Genomic DNA, 19,906 nt, shown 5'->3' with positions numbered 1-19,906 from the left:
CTTTTTTCATGACTCAGCTGCGTCGCGTCGCGATTATCGGTGGTAACCGTATTCCTTTTGCCCGTTCCAACGGGCCGTACGCCACTGCCAGTAACCAGGCGATGTTCACCGCAGCGCTGGAAGGCCTGATCGAGCGCTATAACCTGCACGGTGTGCGCATGGGCGAAGTGGCCGCCGGGGCCTTGCTCAAGTATTTGCGCGACTACGGCCTGACCCGTGAATGCGTATTGGGCTCGCGGTTGTCGCCGACGACGCCGGCCTACGACATCCAGCAGGCCTGCGGTACGGGGCTGGAGGCGACGTTGTTGGTGGCGAACAAAATCGCCCTGGGGCAGATTGAATGTGGCATTGCCGGTGGTGTCGACACGGCCTCGGACGTGCCGATCGGCGTCAACGAAGACTTGCGCAAGATTCTCTTGCAAGCCAACCGTGCCAAAAGCACCGCTGACAAACTGAAAACCTTCCTGCAGTTGCGTCCCCGACACCTGATCCCGGACTTTCCAAGTATCGGCGAGCCGCGCACCGGCCGGTCGATGGGCGAACACTGTGAATTGATGGCCCAGACCTGGGGCATCCCGCGTGACGAGCAGGATCGGCTGACCCTCGAAAGCCATCAGAAACTGGCGGCGTCCTACGCCGAAGGCTGGCACAACGATCTGATGACGCCGTTCCTCGGCCTGACCCGGGACAACAACCTGCGCCCGGAGCTGACCCTGGAAAAACTCGCCTCACTGAAACCGGCCTTCGAGAAAAGTGCCAAGGGCACCCTGACCGCGGGCAACTCCACGCCACTCACCGATGGCGCGTCGGTGGTGCTGCTGGGCAGTGAGGAATGGGCGAAGGAGCGCGGTTTGCCGGTGCTTGCCTATTGGCGCGATGGCGAGGCGGCGGCGGTGGATTTCGTCAACGGTGCCGAAGGGCTGCTGATGGCGCCGGTGTATGCGGTGCCGCGATTGCTGGCGCGCAACGGCCTGACCTTGCAGGACTTCGATTACTACGAAATCCACGAAGCGTTTGCCGCGCAGGTGCTGTGTACGTTGAAGGCCTGGGAAGATCCGGAGTACTGCAAAACCCGTCTCGGCCTCGACGCGGCGCTGGGTTCCATCGACCGCAGTCGCCTCAACGTCAAAGGCAGTTCACTGGCCGTCGGGCATCCGTTTGCCGCTACCGGTGCACGCATTGTCGCCAACCTGGCGAAGCTGCTGGACGCGGCGGGCAAGGGCCGAGGGTTGATTTCGATCTGCGCCGCCGGCGGTCAGGGCGTGACGGCGATTATCGAGCGCTGATTATTGAGGGCTGAGCACTGCCGCGTTTTGCTGCGCGGCCAGTTGCCGGTTGCGGTTGGCGTAACCCTCGGCCATCACCGAGCACACGATCAGCTGCAACGGGTGGTAGATCATGATTGGCAGCAGGATCAACCCAAGGCCGGGGTTGGCACCAAAGATCAACGCCGCCATCGGTGCTCCGGCCGCCAGGGATTTTTTGCTGGCGCAGAACACCGCGGCGATCTCGTCGGCGGGGCTGAACTTCAGCGCGTGGGCGGTGCGGGTGGTCATCCACAGGATGATCGCCAGCAGAATCGCGCTGCCAATCAACGCCGTGAGAATCACGCTGTTGCCCTGTTGCTGCCACATCCCCGAGACCATCGAGTTGCAGAACGCCGAGTACACCAGCAGCAGGATCACCAGCTTGTCGGCGATGTTGGTGTAGCGCTTGTGCCGAGCGAAAAACCTGCCCAGCCATGGCCGCAGCAATTGCCCGAGTACCAGCGGCAACAACAGCATCGCGCACAGGTCGAGCAGGGTTGAACCCAGGTCGATGCCGCCAGCGCCGCTGCCGACCACGAAACTCACCAGCAACGGTGTCAGGAAAATCCCCAAGACGCTGGACAGGCTCGCGTTGAGAATCGCCGCCGGTACGTTGCCGCCCGCGCTGCCGGTGAGGGCCACGGACGAAGAGATGGTCGAGGGCAGGGCGCAGAGGTAGAGGAAACCGAGCATCAGCAACGATGGAATGTGTGAGCCCAGCAGTGTGTCGCTCAGCAGCCAGATCAACGGAAACACCGCAAAGGTGAAGACTTGAACCATCACGTGCAGCTTCCAGTTTTTCAGCCCGTGGCGGATCTGCTCGCTGGAGAGGTTGATCCCGTGCAGGAAGAACACCAGGAACACGCCGATGTTGATTACATACTCAGCGTGCATCCCGCCGCCGGTAGCGCCGAAGGTCGGGAAGAAATACGCCAGCAGCGTGGCGATCAGCATGCCGCACAAGAACCAGTCGGTGACCACGCGTTTAAGGTGTTTGAAGGCATGCATAACCGGCACCGAATCCATTTGTAAGAATTGATGACTTAGCCTAACGTCGGCCCTGTCAGCCGTCTTGCGACATAAGGCCAATCAATGCCGACTAACGGACAACTTACCCTCGAGCGGACCATCCCGGCGCTGACGGTGTTGCCGCGTCCGTTGTATGCGCGGGCGGAAAGCCTGAACGCCGGTTCGTGGACGCCGCCTCATCGTCATGATTGGGTGCAGTTTTCCTACGCCATCAGCGGTGTTCTCGGCGTGCACACCGCCGAGGGCAGTTTCTTTGCGCCGCCGCAGTGGGGCATCTGGATTCCGGCGGATCTCGAGCATCAGGTCGTGACCTCGATGCGTGCCGAAATGCGCAGCCTGTATGTGCGCCGCGAGGACTGCCAATGGGCGGACGGGCGTTGCCGGGTACTGGAAGTCACGCCTTTGGCGCGGGAGCTGATCAAGCGCTTTTGCCAGTTGCCGGTGGAGTATCCACAGGGCGACAGTCAGGAGGCGCGATTGGTGGGCGTGCTGCTCGATCAGTTGGCGAGTCTGCCGGAGGTGGGGTTTTCCTTGCCGCTGCCCCGGCATGAGCGACTGCTGGGTTTGTGCAACGAACTGATCGAAAGTCCCGAGTGCTCGGTGACCTTGCAGGAATGGGCCGAGCGTTTGGGCATGTCGGAGAAAACCCTGATGCGGCTGTTTCAGCGCGAGACCGGGTTGAGCTTCCGCAGTTGGCGGCAGCGCATGCGGCTGCTGTCGTCGTTGAGTTTGCTGGAGGAGGGGGACAGCGTGACCAATGCCGCGCTGTCTTGCGGGTATGACTCGACGTCGGCGTTTATTGCGGCGTTCAAGGGGTTGTTCGGGTTTACCCCCGGGGAGTTGTTCAAGCAGTAATTGTGGCGAGGGAGCTTGCTCCCGCTGGAGCGCGAAGCGGTCCCAATTCAGCCAACGCGGTGCATTAGATATTCCGCGTTTGCCGGTTTACGACTGCTTCGCAGCCGAGCGGGACGGTGCGGCGATCCGACAAGCTCCCTCGCCACAGGTATCGGTTTCGACCAGTTGGATCAGTGACTTCAGGTTCTGAAGCGGCGAACCAACCCGTCCAGCTCATTCGACAACCCTGCCAGGCTCTGAGAATCCAGCCGCGCCGAGTTTGCCAATTCCGCCACCAACTGCGCATCGCCATGAATCTGGCTGATATGCCGATTGATGTCCTCGGCCACCTGATGCTGTTCCTCAGCCGCCGTGGCGATTTGAGTATTCATGTCACGAATCACATCCACCGACTCACGGATCTGCCCAAAGCTGCTGCGCGCTTCACCGATGCGGGTCACCGATTGCTGAGACACCTCCAGGCTCGCATGCATCTGCTGTGTTACCTGACTGGTGCGCTTGGCCAGGTTGCCCAGCAGGCCGTCGATTTCCGCCGTGGAATCGGCAGTTCGTTTGGCCAGGGCGCGAACTTCATCCGCCACCACCGCAAAGCCACGACCCTGTTCACCGGCCCGGGCTGCTTCGATGGCCGCGTTCAGGGCCAACAAGTTGGTCTGTTCGGCGATGGAACGGATGGTCCCGAGGATCGACTGAATGTCGTTGCTGTCGCGCTCAAGCTGTTGCATCGATTGCGCCGACTGTTCGATTTCCTGGCTCAAGCGATCGACACTGCTCACCGCGGCATCGATCTGCTGCTGGCCTTCACGGGCCTGGCGCTGACCGCTGTCGGCCGACTCGGCGGCCTGGCTGCAAGAGCGCGCGACTTCGTTGGCGGTGGCGACCATTTCGTGGAACGCCGTGGACACCATGTCCACCGCTTCACGCTGACGCCCGGCGGCTTCGGCCATGTCGCTGGACACTTGGGTCGAACTCTTGGAGGTGGCGAGGATCTTGGTCGCGGCGCCGCCGATGCTTTGAATCAGGTTGCGGATCGCCGCCAGAAACTGGTTGAACCAGTTGGCCAGTTGCGCGGTTTCATCGCTGCCACGGATGTGCAGGTTCTTGGTCAGGTCGCCTTCACCCTGGGCGATGCCTTCCAGACCGCTGGCCACGCTGCGGATCGGCCGCACGATCAGGCTGGCGAAACTGGCGCCGACGATGGCGAAGAACACCGCCAGTACCGCCGCGATGATCGCGATCAGCCAGGTCAGTTGAGTGGCCGAGCTCATCACGTCGGTCTGCTTGATCAGGCCGATAAAGGTCCAGCCCAGTTGCTCCGACGGCCAGACGTTGGCCATGTAGCGCTCGCCATTGAGCTCAACCTCTACCAGCCCTTTGCCGGCCTTGCCGAGTTGCGCGTAACCGTCGCCGAGGCTGCTCAGTGCTTTGAAATTGTGTTCCGGCTGCTTGGGATCGACCAGTATGGTGCCTGTGTTTTCCACCAGCATCAGGTAGCCGGTTTCGCCGAGTTTGATCTGTTTGACGATTTCAGTGAGCTGCTTGAGCGTCACGTCGATGCTGACCACGCCGCCATTGCTGCCCAGTTTGTTATCGATGGTGCGCACGGTGCTGACGTAGGTCGCGTCATCCTGGGCCCAGTAATAGGCCTCGGTGCGAAGCGGCTTGCCCGGCTTGGCCTGGGCCGCCTTGTACCAAGGGCGCTGGCGCGGGTCGTAATTGCTCAGCTTCGCATCGTCCGGCCAGGACACGTAACCGCCCGCCGCCGTCCCGAGAATCGCGTAGGCGTAGGCCGGGTGGCTGTTGCCCAGGTCCTGGAGGAGGGCGAAGACCTTCTTGTCCATTTCGCCTTGGGGAATGCTCTCGGCGTTGGCACTCATGTAGGTCTTGAGGCTGTCGTCGGAGTTCTTGATCAGCGGTTGGGTGGCCAGGTAGTCAACGTTCTGGCTGATGCCATCAAAGAACAGTTGCATGGCATTGCTGACCTGACGAATCTCGCGGCCACTGCCGTCGACAAAATTGTCCTTGGCATCACTGCGCAAGTTCAGCACGACGAGGGTGGCGACCAGCACCACGGGCAAGCAGGCGATGATTGCAAACGCCCAGGTCAACTTCTGTTTGATGTTCATCCGCGCTCCAGTTTTTCTTGTAGGCCCACGCAGTACTGATGACTCGCGGATTATTGGCAGCCGAAAACGTTTGATACGCCCCGATCCTTGAGCGCGCCTTCTTGATTGTTGTTGAGGCGATTGTCAGACAATTCCTTTTCTCTCTAATGACTTCGGCTGAAGCGCGGGGAAATTGAGGTCTTTTGAGAAAAATCCTGCGAACGCCAGGGATCGAGGTTAGATTCTGTCGCAAATACCTTGGCACTCCGTCGTCAACAAGTGGTTCTCGCTCAGCTATGATCCGGGGCGGTCGATGAGTTTTGCCTGATTAATCCGGCACATTGTGTGCTTCTTGATGTTCATGGGAACGTTCATAGGTCGGCAACCCCTCCCCCGAATGAGAGGATTGCCGTATAACGAATGACTTTCGCGTGTTTGGTAATAAAGGACCCACAATAAAAGCTGATGAAGACTCCAAAACGCATTGAACCCCTGATCGAGGACGGTCTGGTCGACGAGGTGCTGCGCCCACTCATGAGTGGTAAAGAAGCAGCTGTTTATGTGGTGCGCTGCGGCAACGAGCTGCGTTGTGCCAAGGTCTACAAGGAGGCGAACAAACGCAGTTTTCGTCAGGCGGCCGAGTATCAGGAAGGTCGCAAGGTGCGCAACAGCCGGCAGGCTCGCGCAATGGCCAAGGGCTCCAAGTTTGGCCGCAAGGAAACCGAAGACGCCTGGCAGAACGCCGAAGTGGCGGCGCTGTTCCGCCTGGCCAGTGCCGGGGTGCGGGTGCCCAAGCCGTACGACTTCCTCGAAGGCGTGCTGCTGATGGAGCTGGTGGCCGACGAGTACGGCGATGCCGCGCCGCGTCTGAACGATGTGGTGCTGGAGCCGGATCAGGCACGCGAATATCACGCCTATCTGATTTCGCAAATCGTGCTGATGTTGTGTACCGGTCTGGTGCACGGTGACCTGTCCGAGTTCAATGTGCTGCTGACGCCGACCGGCCCGGTCATCATCGATCTGCCGCAAGCAGTGGATGCGGCGGGCAACAACCACGCGTTCAGCATGCTTGAGCGGGATGTGGGCAACATGGCGTCGTACTTCGGTCGCTTCGCGCCGGAGTTGAAACGCACCCGGTACGCCAAGGAAATGTGGGCATTGTACGAAGCCGGCACCTTGCACCCGGCCAGCGTGTTGACCGGCGAGTTCGACGAGCCGGAAGAACTGGCGGACGTCGGCGGGATCATGCGCGAGATCGAGGCGGCCCGTCTCGACGAAGAGCGTCGCCAAGCGATTCGGGCGGCGGACGATGCGCCACCGAGCAAAGCCGAAGAACCGCCTCCGCCGTGGATGCAGTGATCGGTTGACCCAAAACCCGGCTTTGGCCGGGTTTTTTACACCAGCAATACCCCGCACACTCAAGGACTGAATGTGAACTCCATCCGCAATGCTCAGTTGATCATCGCCGCCCGGCTGATTTCGGACTTCGGCGCTTTCCTCAACATGGTCGCCCTGGCTACCTACGTCTACCTGCTCAGCAATAGCGCCATGAGCGTCGGCATCTTCCTCGCCAGCCGTGTCGCCGGGGGTATCCTGGCCAGCCTGATCGGCACCCGGTTCTATCGCCGCTGGGCCGGGCGCCTGCCGCTGATTGCCTTCGATCTGCTGCGTGCCGGTTTGCTGGGTCTGCTGCTGGTGCTGCTGGTGCTGCCGGTCAGCCAACAAGCGTTGCTATTGCCGCTGATCGCGTTCGGCCTGGGGTTTGGTAATTCGATGTTCGCCATCGGCCTCAACAGCCAATTGCCGCACCTGATCGAAGAGGCGCAATTACTCAAGACCAACGCCTGGATAACCTCAGCGTCGTCTGCGGCGATGGTCAGCGGGAGTCTGGTGGCCGGGTTGTTGGTGGCGGGATTTGGCTTTGAAACAGTATTTGCATTGAACGTGGTCACGTACCTGCTGGCAGCGCTGCTGATTGTGCCACTGCGGTTTTGCGGACCGGCCCCCAGCTGTGATGAACCTCTTCACAAACAGGGCGAATGGCAGGCCTTGCGCCAGGGTTTGCGCACGGCGCCGGTACTGGCGGCGATGCTGGCCGTTGCCATGGCTGACACCCTGGGCAGCGCCGCGCACAACGTCGGTCTTCCAATCATTTCAAAACTGCTCACACCCGAGTCGGCCAGCACCACCCTGGGCCTGATGCTGGCGGTGTGGGCCTGCGGCAAGTTCATCGGTGCGCGAATCGCCAGTCGCCTGAAAGGCACGGACAACGCGCACCTTGAGCGGCGATTTTTCTTTGGCGTGTTGCTGATGTCCTGCGGTTTCATCCTGACGTTTCAGCAGCAGACCCTGTACGGTTTGCTGCTGTTTTCGTTGCCCGCCGGGATAGGCGACGGGTTCTCGGAGGTTGGCCTGATGTCGCGCCTGCAACGTGAACCGGACAGCCTGCGCCTGCCGATTTTCAGTTTTCTGACGCTGCTGCAAATGACCGGGTTCGGCGTCGGCATGTTGATCGCCGCGCCGTTCTATTCCTGGTGGACACCCGGCGCGGTGGTGTTGTTGTTCCACGGCATTCCCCTCACCCTGTTGCTGGTGGTGAAGGGGGTGGCGCTCAAGAATGAGCGGGTTCGACGCAGCAACCCGAGGCCAGCTCCTTGAGAATCGGGCAGTCCGGGCGGTGGTCGCCGTGGCAGTGTTCTACGAGGTCTTGCAGGGTGTCGCGCAACTGACCAAGTTCGCGAATTTTCTGGTTCAGCTCATCGATGTGCTGACGGGCCAAGGCCTTCACATCGGCACTGGCGCGCTGGCGATCCTGCCAGAGGGTCAGTAGTTTGCCGACTTCTTCCAGTGAAAAACCCAAGTCCCGAGAGCGCTTGATGAACGCCAGGGTGTGCAGGTCGTCGTCGCCATAGACCCGGTAGCCACTGTCGGTGCGATGGGCCGCCTTGAGCAGGCCGATGGATTCGTAATAGCGGATCATCTTCGCGCTCAGACCGCTCTGGCGGGCCGCTTGGCCAATGTTCATCGGTTGTCCTCCAGGTCTTTGGGCTTCCAGGTTTTCAACAGTAACGCATTGCTGACCACGCTGACGCTCGACAGCGCCATGGCCGCGCCGGCCAGCACCGGGTTGAGGAAGCCGAATGCCGCCAGTGGCAGGCCGATCAGGTTATAGACGAAGGCCCAGAACAGGTTCTGGCGAATTTTCGCGTAGGTCTTGCGGCTGATCTCCAGCGCCGCCGGCACCAGCCGTGGGTCACCGCGCATCAGAGTGATACCGGCAGCGTGCATGGCGACATCGGTGCCGCCGCCCATGGCAATGCCGATGTCAGCAGCAGCCAGGGCCGGGGCGTCGTTGATGCCGTCGCCGACCATCGCCACCACGCCGGTTTTTTTCAGCGCGGCGACGGTGGCGGCTTTGTCCGCCGGCAGTACTTCGGCGTGAACATCCTTGATGCCCAGCGCTTGGGCGACGACTTTGGCGCTGCCGCGGTTATCGCCGGTCAGCAGGTGGCTGCTGATATTGCGGGCGCTTAGGCGTTGCACCGCTTGCAGGGCACCGGGCTTGAGCGTGTCACCGAAGGCGAACAGGCCCAGCACCCGAGGTTCGGGGCTTTGTTCGATCAACCAGGACAGCGTCCGGCCTTCGGTTTCCCAAGCGCTTGCGGAGTCAGCCAATGGTCCGGCATTCAAGCCACTTTCTTCCAGCAAACGCCGATTGCCCAGGGCCAATCGCCGACCAGCGAGGCTGCCGGCAATGCCGCGCCCGGTCAGCGATTGACTGTCGCTGACATCGGCCACGGTCAAGCCGCGTTCGGCGCAGGCATCCAGCACCGCCTTGGCCAGCGGGTGCTCACTGCCCCGTTGCAGCGCTCCGGCCATTTGCAGCAAGGCGGCTTCGTCACCCTCGATGGCACTCAAATGCGCGATGCGCGGCGTGCCCGAGGTCAGTGTGCCGGTCTTGTCGAACACCACGGCGCTGACTTCGTGGGCGCGCTCCAGGGCTTCGGCATCCTTGATCAGAATTCCGTGGTGCGCCGCCACACCGGTGCCTGCCATGATTGCGGTCGGAGTGGCCAACCCGAGCGCACAAGGACAGGCGATCACCAACACCGCGACGGCGTTGATCAATGCAGTTTCCAGCGGCGCGCCATACAGCCACCAACCAACCAGGGTCGCCAGTGCAATCAGCAGCACCACGGGCACGAACACCTGGCTGACTTTATCCACCAGTTTCTGGATCGGCGCTTTCGCCGCCTGCGCGTCTTCGACCAGGCGGATGATCCGCGCCAGCACGGTTTCTGCGCCGAGCGCCATGGTCCGCACCAGCAGCCGACCTTCACCGTTGATCGCACCGCCGGTGACCTTGTCCCCCGGAGCTTTGGGCACCGGCAGGCTTTCGCCGCTGATCAATGCTTCATCGGCGTGGCTCTGGCCTTCCACCACTTCGCCATCCACCGGGAAGCGCTCGCCGGGTTTTACCAGAACCAGATCGTTGAGGCGCAAAGCGCTGATCGCAACCTCCTGCTCGCGGCCGTCGATCACTTGAATGGCTCGCTCCGGACGCAAGGCTTCGAGGGCGCGGATGGCGCTGGCGGTCTGGCGCTTGGCGCGGCTTTCCAGGTATTTGCCCAGCAACACCAAGGCAATCACCACCGCCGAGGCTTCGAAATACAGGTGCGGCATGCGACCGGCGGCGGTGGCCCACTCGTAAATGCTCAAGCCGTAGCCGGCGCTGGTGCCCAGAGCCACCAGCAAATCCATGTTGCCGGCACCGGCGCGCACGGCTTTCCACGCAGCGACATAGAAGCGGGCGCCGAAGACGAATTGCACGGGCGTTGCCAGCGCGAACTGCACCCACGCCGGGAGCATCCAGTGCACACCGAAAGGTTGCAGCAGCATCGGCAGCACCAGCGGCAAGGCGAGGGCGATGGCCGCCAGCAAGGCCCAGCGTTCGCGCTGCAGGCGTTGTTGCTGATTATCGGTTTGCGGGTGTTCGACTTCCCAGACGCGGGCGGAATAACCGGCCTTGGTCACGGCGCCGATCAAGGTTTGCGGATCGACCTGGCCGAGCAGCTCAAGGTGCGCCCGTTCGTTGGCCAGGTTGACGCTGACACTTTTCACCCCCGGCACCTTGGTCAGCGCCCGTTCGACGCGGCCGACGCAAGACGCACAGGTCATGCCGTCGATACTCAATTCAAGGGTCTGCTGCGGCACGCTGTAACCAGCCCGCTGCACGGCGTCCATCAAGGCCGGCAGGCTGTCACTGGGCGCTTGCACCCGGGCCTGTTCGGTGGCCAGGTTGACGCTGACGGCCGTGGCGCCGATGACTTTGCTCAAGGCTCGCTCGACACGCCCGGCGCAACTGGCGCAGGTCATGCCGGCAATCGGCAGATCGAAAGTGGTGGATTCGGACATCGGTCACGCTCCCTGTAGAAATTGCCTACAGGATCAACCTTGCCATGCTGGCAAGGTCAAGTGCCATGTCTCAGATCAAAAGATCGCAGCCGACTCAGTATTCCAAAGCCGCAGGCTTGAGGTACATCCCTTCCTGCGTCATCGCAATCCGGAACTTCAACACATCCCCAGCCTTGAGTTTGATGTCCTGCGACCCCGGCGCGAGCATGCCCGGGTTGCAGCCCGGCGCCTGGCCCGGCAGCAGTTTGAGGCGCAGGGACACATTGCCCGGCGGCAGGTTGAACGAGGTGCTCTGTTCCTGGAACAGCCGCCCGGCCAACTGATCCTGGATGTACACGCCGATCTCGCAGGAAGTCGACACTTCCAGGCGCTCGCGGGAAATGATCAGCACGCCGTAGTCCTCCCCGGCGGCTTGAACCGAAGGTGTCGCGGCAAAGAGGCTGAGGAAGCCAAACAGGCTGAGAGCTGACCAGCGCATGGCTGAATCTCCTGATGTCGAGTCATAGATGGACGCAGCTTGGCCGAGCGCGACGCCGATTGCCAGCCCGGCAGCTTGATTCAGAACTTGACCTTGCCATGGTGGCAAGCTCGAGACTGCGCGCAAGCCTTAATTAAGGGCTTCATGAAAGGACTTCATTAAAGGAGACGTCCCATGCAAGTGTTCAACGTTGAAGGCATGTCCTGCGGTCACTGCGTCAAGGCTATCACTGAGGCGCTGCAAGCCAAGGATCCGGCAGCCAGCGTACGCATCGATCTGGCGGCAAAAGAAGTCGGCGTAGAAAGTGTGCTGACAGCCGATCAGGTAATCGCCGCCATCACTGAAGAGGGTTACGGGGTAAAACAGGCCTGAGCTATTTTTAATAGTTAGCGACCTATCGGAATGTTCAAGGCGTCCACGCCCGGCTAGACTGTCAGCCTGCCGATCCATGGCTAACCTGTCTGCCCAACCTGGACGCCTGATGAACCTGCGCACAATCCTGATTCTCGGCGCCTTGAGCGCTTTCGGCCCGCTGGCGATCGATTTCTACCTGCCGGCCTTCCCGGCGATGGCGCTCGCTTTCGGTACCGACGAAAAACATGTTCAACTGACCCTGGCAGCCTATTTCCTAGGGCTGTCCATCGGCCAACTGGCGTACGGCCCGGTGGCGGATCGCTTTGGGCGACGGCTTCCCTTGCTGACCGGTGTCGGTTTATTCACCGTGGCCTCATTGGCCTGTGCTTACGCGCCGAGTCTTGAGTGGCTGATCGGCGCCCGCTTTGTCCAGGCGCTGGGTGGTTGCGCGGGCATGGTGATCGCCCGGGCAGTGGTCAGCGATAAATGCGATGCGGTGGGGTCGGCGAAGGTCTTTTCGCAGTTGATGCTGGTGATGGGCCTGGCGCCGATTCTTGCGCCGATGCTGGGCGGGTTGTTGGTCAACACGACGGGTTGGCAGTCGATCTTTCTCGTGCTGACCGGTTTCAGTGCGCTGGCCGGGTTGGCGGTAGCCCTCGGGCTACCGGAAAGTCTACCGGCCCATGTGCCGCGCCAACCGTTGTCGGGCGCGCTACGCCAGTACGGTCGGTTGCTGGCGGACCCGATATTCCTCGGTCATGCCCTGACCGGTGGTGTCGCCATCGCCGGGATGTTTGCCTACATCGCGGGCTCGCCGTTCGTCTTCATCAAACTCTATGGTGTGCCGGCCGAGCATTTCGGCTGGCTGTTCGGGATCAACGCGGCGGGGTTCATCCTGGTGGCCCAGGTCAATGCCCGGTTGCTGGCGAGACGCGGTCCAGCCTTCTTGCTGGCGCGCACTGTCTGGCTCTACCTGGCGGGCGGCCTGGCCCTGTTGGCGGTCAGCTCGCTGCACCCTGCGCACTTGTGGCCATTGCTGATTCCACTTTTTGTCTGCATCGCCAGCCTGGGTTGTATCGTGCCCAACGCCTCGGCCTGCGCGATGAGCGGCCAGGGTGCACGGGCGGGCAGTGCCTCGGCGATGCTCGGTTGCCTGCAATTCAGCGTCGCCGCCGGGGCCGCGGCGCTGGTGGGTGTTTTGCACGATGGCAGTGCCATGCCGATGGCCATGGTCATCAGCCTGTGCGCAATTGTGGTGGTGAGCGTGGCGATGCTCACCCGGCGTTTGCAGAATGCCCGGGCGTTGGAACAAGCCCAGGCCTGAGGACGGACTCAGCCAGCAGTGCGCTGCTGACGGCCGGGAATCTGATGGGGCGCGAGCAAGCGCGCTTCAAGCGTTTTAGTGAAGGCCAGGGCTTCGGCTTCACTGCGGAACGTCACAGCGTGTTGATCCAGGCGAACCTGCCAGCGGGATGTTGCCAATTCTTTTATCAGGATCTTCATTGCTGAGTTCCTCTTGTGAAAGACGTCTTGCAAAAGACATCACGTAAAAGATTGTTCGCAGAGTTTTCGATTGTAGACCTGAATACGATCGCAATTGTGACAACGATCAACTCTCTGACTGACGGCAAAAGATCGCTGGCGCAGCGATCTTTTGATCTTCGGGTCAGAACCCTTCAAGCACAATCTTGCCCTTGGACTTGCCGCTTTCCAGCCGTTCATGGGCGCGACGCAGGTTGGCGGCGTTGATGGTTCCGAAGTGCTCACCGACCGTGGTTTTCAGTGTGCCGGCATCGATCAGCCCGGCGACGCGGTTGAGCAGTTTGTGTTGCTCGATCATGTCGGCGGTTTCGAACAGCGAGCGGGTGTACATGAACTCCCAGTGCAGCGACAGGCTCTTGCGTTTGAGCTTGGTCACGTCCAGCGCCTTCGGATCATCGATCAGCGCCAGTTTGCCTTGCGGCGCCAATGCCTCCACCAATTGATCCAGGTGTTGGTCAGTCTGGGTCAGGCTGGCAACGTGGGTCACATGCTCGAACCCGGCACGTTTGAGTGCTTCACTCAGCGGCTGACTGTGATCGATCACCTGATCGGCGCCCATGTCACGCACCCAACTCTGGGTTTGGGCACGGGACGCGGTGCCGATGACTTTCAACCCGGTGAGCTGGCTGGCCAATTGCGTGAGGATTGAACCAACGCCCCCGGCGGCACCGACGATCAGCAGGCTCTGACCCTCATCGGTTTTGCCTTCGCGTATTTGCAGGCGTTCGAACAACAGTTCCCACGCGGTGATGGCGGTCAGCGGCAGGGCGGCGGCTTCGGCGAAACCAAGGGTCTTGGGCATATGGCCGACGATGCGCTCATCCACCAAATGAAGCTCGCTGTTGCCGCCGGCACGGACGATGGAGCCGGCGTAGAACACCTTGTCGCCGGCCTTGAACAAGGTCACTTCGCTGCCAACAGCCTTGACCACTCCCGCCACGTCCCAGCCCAGCACTTTGGCCGCGCCACCTTCAGGCTGTACGTTCTGGCGAATCTTGGTGTCCACCGGGTTGACCGAAATGGCTTTGACCTCCACCAACAGGTCGCGAGGGCCGGCGACCGGTTCTGGCAGTTCGATATCTTGCAGGGATTTTTCGTCGCTGATCGGCAGGGAGGCGAAGTAGGCAATGGCTTTCATAGTGGGGTCCTGGGAGAGAGATGATTTCGATGGCACAGATGATTGGTTATTTCTCTGCAAGATAAAACCCGCTAAAAGAGCAGTCTCTTTCAACATTTTTTTGATAATCGGGGCTGAAGATGTTGCGTTTCGATGACTTGCAGTTGTTCGTTCGGGCGGCGGACCTGGGCAGTCTGTCGGCGGCGGCACGGGGGATGGATATGTCGGCGGCGGTGGCCAGCGCGGCGTTGAAGCGCATCGAACAACAACTTGGCGCACGCTTGCTCACCCGCTCTACCCGTAGCCTGCGCCTGACGGCCGAAGGCGAGGGCTTTCTGGAGTACGCCCGGGCCGCCTTGAGTAATCTCGATGAGGGCCGCCGTTTGCTGGCCAGTGGGCAGGATCAGGTCAGTGGGATTTTGCAGCTGTCGGCGCCTTCGGATTTCGGGCGCAACCTGCTGCTGCCATGGCTCGACGAGTTTCAGCGCGAGCATCCGAAACTCACCGTACGGTTGCTGCTGGGCGACCGCATCGCCGACCTGTTCCGCCAACCGGTGGACATCGCCCTGCGTTACGGCGAGCCGGAAGACTCGAGCCTGGTGGCCTTACCCATCGCACCGCAGAACCGCCGCGTGCTGTGTGCTGCGCCGAGTTATCTGGCCCGACATGGCGAACCACGGCAGCTGGAGCAATTGGCGCAGCACAATTGCCTGCTGTTTATGCTCGGTAGCCGGGTCCACGATCACTGGAGTTTTCACGACGGCAAACGTGAGGTGAGCCTGACCGTCAGCGGCGATCGCTTCAGTGACGATGCCGATGTGGTGCGGCTGTGGGCCGTGGCGGGAGCGGGGATTGCGTATAAGTCCTGGCTCGATGTCGCCACCGATGTGCTCGCCGGTCGCTTGAAAGTGCTGATGCCTGAATTGCTCTGTGAGCGCGCACCGCTGAATTTACTGAGCGCCCATCGCGCACAATTGAGTAAGCCGGTGAACCTTTTGCGGGAAATGCTTGCCAGCCGATGCGCTCGGATAAGCAGTCAATTTCCGACGATATCGGGTGTCGATCATTAGTCGCAGGCAAATAGCGAAATTTCTGTCAGGAACTATCACCACCAATGGATTCCCGAGGGCAGGAACCGGCGGTTAACCCGCTTATACTAGCGCCCGCCTCATGTACGCGCCGTCGATCTCGCAATGGCGAGTCCACGTTCGAGTCGGTCAGACCCTACGGTCATCACCGGACCTTCGCTGCACCCGCGAAGCAATGGCCTGGGTGAGCGGGTGGCTTTGCCCGGCTTATGGCGGTTTTCGCGTCTTGGCCGAGGACACATTACTGGTCAAGATGTCTCTGAGCAGTAGACGAAACGATTCAACAGGGAGTGAATACATGGAACATGCACCTTGCATCAGCCAGATTGCCACGTTGCTGGCTGACCCAAAGCGCAGCGCAATGATGTGGGCCTTGATGGACGGCACGGCACGGCACACTGAGGAGCTGGCGTTGCTGGCGGGCCTGTCGCCGTCTTCGGCCAGTGCGCATCTGGGGCGCTTGTCCACCGGCGGTCTGTTGAAAGTCGAAACCCGTGGGCGCAAACGGTTTTTCCGGCTTGCCGCGCCCGAAGTCGGCGCCGCGATAGAAGCCCTGGCCAGTGCTACCCTGGCCAGCGCGCCTCGGGATATTCCAGAGGTGTTCAAACGCACGAGCCCTATCGCCAAACCTCAGGCGGCGCCTTCGTCACTGCTGCGGGCCAGGCTTTGTGACGACCATCTGGGAGGCACCCTGGCCGCGGATCTTTACCAGCGACTGCTGGATGCCGGCTGGATCGAGCAGCTCGATCAGAGGGTCATGATCACTCACAAGGGTTCCACGCAATTGGCAGCACGCGGTGTGTTCATCCAGGCGCTGGCCCACCGCAACGGCAGAGTCGCCTGCGCGTGCCCGGACTGGAGCGAAAGACGCCCGCACATGGGTGGTTCCTTGGGGGCGGCCTTGTTGCAACTGTTCATGCAGTCCGGCTGGTTGAGCCTGCCCAGCGATTCGCGAGCCTTGCAAATCACGGCCACGGGGCAACGTGAAATCCATCGTTTCGCCAAGGAAACCGAGCTGGAAATGGCGCTTTAGAGCCATTGGGGGACGATGTCCGGGATTCTGGGCTTCAGGCGTCGTTCAGAGCTGTGGGCAGGTCGTATCCAGCAATAACCCCCAGTCACTATCGCGCACACTCGATCCGGGGACTTTCGGATTGGGGGAAGGTGGCATGGAAACACGAAGCTTCAGCGCGGCAGAACGACTGGAACGGCTGCCCATCAGTGGTTATCACCGCATCATTTTCATCATCATTGCCTTGGCGTTTTTCTTCGACTCCATGGATCTGGCGATGATGACCTTCCTGCTAGGCTCGATCAAAACCGAGTTCGGCCTGAGCACGGCGCAGGCCGGGTTGCTGGCCAGTTCGAGTTTCTTCGGCATGGTGGTGGGCGCCTCGCTGTCCGGCATGCTGGCCGACCGCTTCGGGCGCAAACCGGTGTTCCAGTGGAGCATTGTGTTGTGGGGCATCGCCAGCTACCTGTGTTCCACGGCGCAGAACGTCGAAATGCTGACGCTGTTCCGTATCCTCTTGGGGATCGGCATGGGCATGGAGTTTCCAATTGCGCAGTCGATGCTGTCGGAGCTGATTCCGGCCAAGCGTCGTGGGCGTTACATCGCATTGATGGACGGCTTTTGGCCGCTCGGTTTCGTCGCGGCCGGGGTGCTGTCGTACTTCCTGTTGCCGGTGATTGGCTGGCGCGACATCTTCCTGGTGTTGGCGGTGCCGGCGGTGTTCGTCCTGGCGATTCGTTTTTTCATTCCCGAGTCGCCGCGATGGCTGGAACAGGCCGGGCATCATGATGCAGCGGACACGGTTTTACACCGCATTGAAGAACGGGTTCGGGCTTCATTGGGCCGTTCGGATCTGCCTGAGCCGATTCGCCTGCCACGGGTGGCGAGTCAACCGGGCAACTTCTTCTCCGCGCTGCGGGAAATCTGGTCGGTGCAATATCGCCGGCGCACGATGATGATCTGGAGCGTGTGGTTCTTCGCCTTGCTGGGTTTCTATGGCCTGACGTCCTGGCTCAGTGCGCTGCTGCAACAGTCGGGTTTCGCCGTGACCCAGTCGGTGTATTACACGGTGCTGATTTCCCTCGGCGGGATTCCCGGGTTCCTCATGGCCGCCTGGCTGGTGGAGCGTTGGGGGCGCAAACCGGTGTGCGTCGTGACCTTGCTCGGCGGCGGGGTGATGGCGTTTCTTTATGGTCAGAGCGCGGTGTTCGGCGGCAACGTCAGCCTGTTGATCACATCGGGGCTGCTGATGCAGTTCTTCCTGTTCGGCATGTGGGCGGTGCTCTACACCTACACTCCGGAGTTGTACCCGACGTCGGCACGGGCCACGGGCTCGGGGTTCGCTTCGGCCATCGGCCGCGTGGGTTCGCTGCTCGGGCCAATGGTGACCGGGCTGGTGTTCCCGATGACGGGGCAGGGCGGGGTGTTTGCGTTGGGGGCGATGTGCTTTGCGATTGCGGCGGCAGTGGTGTGGATCTTCGGGATGGAAACCCGGGGCAAGACATTGGAAGAATTGAGCGAGCCGGTGATCATCAGTTAATCACCGAACCTGTAGGAGCGGGCTGGCCCGCTCCTACAGGTTTATCGGGTGACCTTTAAGGTTTCACCAACCGCGCATCCAGGCTGTTCTGCGCCAGACGCTTGGCCTGATCCTGGGTCATGCCCAGATCGGTGTACAGCGCGTGGAAGTTCTCGGTGACATAGCCACCGAAGTACGCCGGATCATCGGAGTTCACCGTGACCTTCACGCCGCGTTCGAGCATGTCGAGGATGTTGTGCTGGGACATGTGATCAAACACGCAGAGCTTGGTGTTCGACAACGGGCACACCGTCAGCGGGATCTGCTCATCGATGATCCGCTGCATCAAGCGCTCGTCTTCGATGGCGCGCACGCCGTGGTCGATGCGCTGGATTTTCAGCAGGTCGAGGGCTTCCCAGATGTACTCGGGCGGGCCTTCTTCACCGGCGTGGGCCACGGTCAGGAAGCCTTCGTGGCGGGCACGGTCAAATACGCGCTGGAACTTGCTCGGCGGGTGGCCCATTTCAGAGCTGTCCAGGCCCACGGCCACGAATGCATCACGGAACGGCAGCGCCTGGTCGAGGGTTTTCTGCGCTTCGTCTTCGCTCAAGTGGCGCAGGAAGCTGAGGATCAAACCGCTGGTGATCCCCAGTTGCTGCTCGCCATCTTTCAATGCGGCGGCGATGCCGTTGAGCACCACTTCGAACGGGATGCCACGGTCGGTGTGGGTTTGCGGGTCGAAGAACGGTTCGGTGTGAATCACGTTCTGTTCCTTGCAGCGCAACAGGTAGGCCCAGGTCAGGTCGTAGAAATCCTGGGAGGTGCGCAGCACATCGGCGCCCTGGTAATACAGGTCGAGAAACTCTTGCAGGTTGTTGAAGGCGTAGGCCTTGCGCAGGGTGTCGACGTCGTTCCACGGCAGGGCGATCTTGTTGCGTTCGGCCAGGGCGAACAGCAGCTCAGGCTCCAGCGAACCTTCCAGGTGCAAGTGCAATTCTGCCTTGGGCAGAGCGTTCAGCCAGTCGTACATTTTTGAAATCTCATCAAGTGCAATGGGGGCATTCTACAGATGCCCGCCGAAACAATGAGTAAAACCTGACCAGCCGGTTCATTACACGGCTTCCTGTTCCCGTCGATAAGCGTAGGTGTCGGCAAAGCGCGAGAGCAAGAATTCGGCGCAAGTGGTGGCCGGATACTTCGCCGGATGCTGTTCGTCCTGGCAACCGGGCAGGCATTCGATGGGGGTGTCGGGGTGTGGCTCGGCAAAGAACGGCATCGAGTACCGATCCCCTCCCAGCGGGCTGATCACCCGATGTGGCGTCGACAGGTAACGGTCGTTGCTCCAGCGCGCCATCATGTCGCCGAGGTTGACCACGAACGTGCCTTCGATCGGCGGTGCATCGATCCATTCGCCTTTTACGTTGCGCACTTGCAACCCCCCAGCGGCGTCCTGGTAGAGCAGGGTGATGCAACCGTAATCGGTGTGAGCGCCGGCACCTTGCTGATCGATGGAGCTGGCAGTGTGGCGCGGCGGGTAATGGATCATCCGCAGCACGCTGACCGGCTCTTTGAAACGGCTATCGAAGAAGTCACGCTCGATGCCCAATGCCAGGGTCATGGCTCGCAGCAGGGTTTGCGCGAGTGCTTGCATGTCGACGTAGTGCTGCTCCATCAGCGATTCCCAACCGGGCATCGACGGATGACGGTTGGGTCCGCGCAAGGGTTTTTCCGCCAGCACCTCGGGATGATCGGCGGGCAGGTGCAGGCCCATGTCGAAGGTTTCTTTCAGGTCGCTGGGTTTGCTCGGGTCGAGTTGTTCGGTGGCGATGGCGCCATAGCCGCGGTGGTGGCGGGTCCGGGTGATGTCGATCTTGAGTTTTTCGGCGGCGGGCAGGGCGAAGAAGCGTTGGGCATGGTCGAGCACGGCCTCGATGCGCGACGAAGCGATCGGGTGGCCCTTGATATAGAAAAAGCCCCATTCGCGGCAGGCGCGGTCGATGCCTGTGGCGACCGATTGCCAGGCTTGAGCGTCATCGCTGTAGAGCGGGGCGATGTCGATGATCGGGAGTTGGTTCATGAAGTGTT

Annotated in this window: 18 protein-coding genes and 1 pseudogene; 9 read left to right on the top strand and 10 right to left on the bottom strand. The window is 61.2% G+C overall.

From position 1 onward, the window contains the following. The first annotated feature begins 8 nt into the window (after positions 1-8). A complete protein-coding gene (locus AC07VO_RS29540; protein WP_064616081.1) occupies positions 9-1,286 on the top strand; it encodes an acetyl-CoA C-acetyltransferase in 1,278 nt (425 codons plus the stop codon). Here the strand turns inward: AC07VO_RS29540 and AC07VO_RS29535 are convergent, their stop codons facing one another. After that, complete coding sequence (locus AC07VO_RS29535) at positions 1,287-2,315, bottom strand: bile acid:sodium symporter family protein (RefSeq protein WP_086944029.1); 1,029 nt, start codon at positions 2,313-2,315, stop codon at positions 1,287-1,289. 84 nt (positions 2,316-2,399) lie between these two features. On the opposite strand from AC07VO_RS29535, the gene AC07VO_RS29530 reads away from it, so the two are divergent. Beyond that, entirely contained in the window at positions 2,400-3,191 is a 792-nt protein-coding gene (locus AC07VO_RS29530; protein WP_064616082.1) for an AraC family transcriptional regulator, read from the top strand. Positions 3,192-3,370: 179 nt separating this feature from the next. On the opposite strand, the gene AC07VO_RS29525 is transcribed toward AC07VO_RS29530, so the two are convergent. Further along, positions 3,371-4,099 (bottom strand): methyl-accepting chemotaxis protein, encoded by a 729-nt coding sequence (locus AC07VO_RS29525; protein ID WP_370694720.1) that lies wholly within the window; start codon positions 4,097-4,099, stop codon positions 3,371-3,373. A 129-nt stretch (positions 4,100-4,228) separates the two neighbouring features. Then, a pseudogene (locus tag AC07VO_RS29520) lies at positions 4,229-5,161 on the bottom strand (cache domain-containing protein); the annotation flags it as partial. A 600-nt stretch (positions 5,162-5,761) separates the two neighbouring features. Between AC07VO_RS29520 and AC07VO_RS29515 the strand changes: the two are divergent. After that, positions 5,762-6,655 (top strand): PA4780 family RIO1-like protein kinase, encoded by an 894-nt coding sequence (locus AC07VO_RS29515; protein WP_086944028.1) that lies wholly within the window; start codon positions 5,762-5,764, stop codon positions 6,653-6,655. A 72-nt stretch (positions 6,656-6,727) separates the two neighbouring features. After that, positions 6,728-7,954: an MFS transporter gene (locus AC07VO_RS29510; protein ID WP_495007731.1), complete on the top strand. Its 1,227-nt coding sequence runs from the start codon at positions 6,728-6,730 to the stop codon at positions 7,952-7,954. On the opposite strand, the gene cueR is transcribed toward AC07VO_RS29510, so the two are convergent. The 3 genes from cueR to AC07VO_RS29495 all read right to left on the bottom strand — a co-directional run bounded on the left by cueR (position 7,908) and on the right by AC07VO_RS29495 (position 11,189). Further along, positions 7,908-8,321, bottom strand: coding sequence for a Cu(I)-responsive transcriptional regulator (cueR, locus tag AC07VO_RS29505; RefSeq protein ID WP_007940146.1), 414 nt, complete (start codon positions 8,319-8,321; stop codon positions 7,908-7,910). The two genes, AC07VO_RS29510 and cueR, sit on opposite strands and share 47 nt — an antisense overlap. Beyond that, positions 8,318-10,711: a heavy metal translocating P-type ATPase gene (locus AC07VO_RS29500; RefSeq protein ID WP_192351874.1), complete on the bottom strand. Its 2,394-nt coding sequence runs from the start codon at positions 10,709-10,711 to the stop codon at positions 8,318-8,320. Before AC07VO_RS29500 ends, cueR begins: the two co-directional genes overlap by 4 nt. Before the next feature lie 94 nt (positions 10,712-10,805). Continuing rightward, positions 10,806-11,189 (bottom strand): hypothetical protein, encoded by a 384-nt coding sequence (locus AC07VO_RS29495; RefSeq protein ID WP_018928385.1) that lies wholly within the window; start codon positions 11,187-11,189, stop codon positions 10,806-10,808. 174 nt (positions 11,190-11,363) lie between these two features. Between AC07VO_RS29495 and AC07VO_RS29490 the strand changes: the two genes are divergently transcribed. Together AC07VO_RS29490 and AC07VO_RS29485 are read left to right on the top strand one after the other, a co-directional pair. Continuing rightward, positions 11,364-11,561: a heavy-metal-associated domain-containing protein gene (locus AC07VO_RS29490; RefSeq protein ID WP_018928384.1), complete on the top strand. Its 198-nt coding sequence runs from the start codon at positions 11,364-11,366 to the stop codon at positions 11,559-11,561. 109 nt (positions 11,562-11,670) lie between these two features. Continuing rightward, complete coding sequence (locus AC07VO_RS29485) at positions 11,671-12,867, top strand: multidrug effflux MFS transporter (RefSeq protein WP_019582302.1); 1,197 nt, start codon at positions 11,671-11,673, stop codon at positions 12,865-12,867. An 8-nt stretch (positions 12,868-12,875) separates the two neighbouring features. Here the strand turns inward: AC07VO_RS29485 and AC07VO_RS29480 are convergent, their stop codons facing one another. Continuing rightward, on the bottom strand, positions 12,876-13,046 hold the full coding sequence (locus AC07VO_RS29480) for a hypothetical protein (protein WP_018928382.1): 171 nt from the start codon (positions 13,044-13,046) through the stop codon (positions 12,876-12,878). Between the two features lie 163 nt (positions 13,047-13,209). Next, on the bottom strand, positions 13,210-14,223 hold the full coding sequence (locus AC07VO_RS29475; protein ID WP_086944025.1) for a zinc-binding alcohol dehydrogenase family protein: 1,014 nt from the start codon (positions 14,221-14,223) through the stop codon (positions 13,210-13,212). Positions 14,224-14,342: 119 nt separating this feature from the next. Here AC07VO_RS29475 and vimR point away from each other — a divergent pair, with 119 nt between their 5' ends. The 3 genes from vimR (at position 14,343) to AC07VO_RS29460 (ending at position 17,842) form a co-directional block, all read left to right on the top strand. Next, entirely contained in the window at positions 14,343-15,272 is a 930-nt protein-coding gene (gene vimR, locus AC07VO_RS29470; protein ID WP_495007730.1) for a transcription regulator VimR, read from the top strand. Positions 15,273-15,588: 316 nt separating this feature from the next. Next, entirely contained in the window at positions 15,589-16,323 is a 735-nt protein-coding gene (locus AC07VO_RS29465) for an ArsR/SmtB family transcription factor (RefSeq protein WP_028940370.1), read from the top strand. Between the two features lie 136 nt (positions 16,324-16,459). After that, positions 16,460-17,842, top strand: coding sequence for an MFS transporter (locus AC07VO_RS29460; protein WP_086944024.1), 1,383 nt, complete (start codon positions 16,460-16,462; stop codon positions 17,840-17,842). A gap of 55 nt (positions 17,843-17,897) precedes the next feature. On the opposite strand, the gene AC07VO_RS29455 is transcribed toward AC07VO_RS29460, so the two are convergent. Together AC07VO_RS29455 and AC07VO_RS29450 are read right to left on the bottom strand one after the other, a co-directional pair. Next, positions 17,898-18,851: an adenosine deaminase gene (locus AC07VO_RS29455; RefSeq protein WP_018928377.1), complete on the bottom strand. Its 954-nt coding sequence runs from the start codon at positions 18,849-18,851 to the stop codon at positions 17,898-17,900. A gap of 81 nt (positions 18,852-18,932) precedes the next feature. Beyond that, on the bottom strand, positions 18,933-19,898 hold the full coding sequence (locus AC07VO_RS29450) for a 2-oxoglutarate and iron-dependent oxygenase domain-containing protein (RefSeq protein ID WP_086944023.1): 966 nt from the start codon (positions 19,896-19,898) through the stop codon (positions 18,933-18,935). Positions 19,899-19,906 lie beyond the last annotated feature (8 nt).

Source organism: Pseudomonas sp. GW821-FHT03E01 (assembly GCF_059420765.1).
Note: the sequence above shows the minus strand (reverse complement) of the source record. Positions and strands in the feature narration are given on the sequence as shown.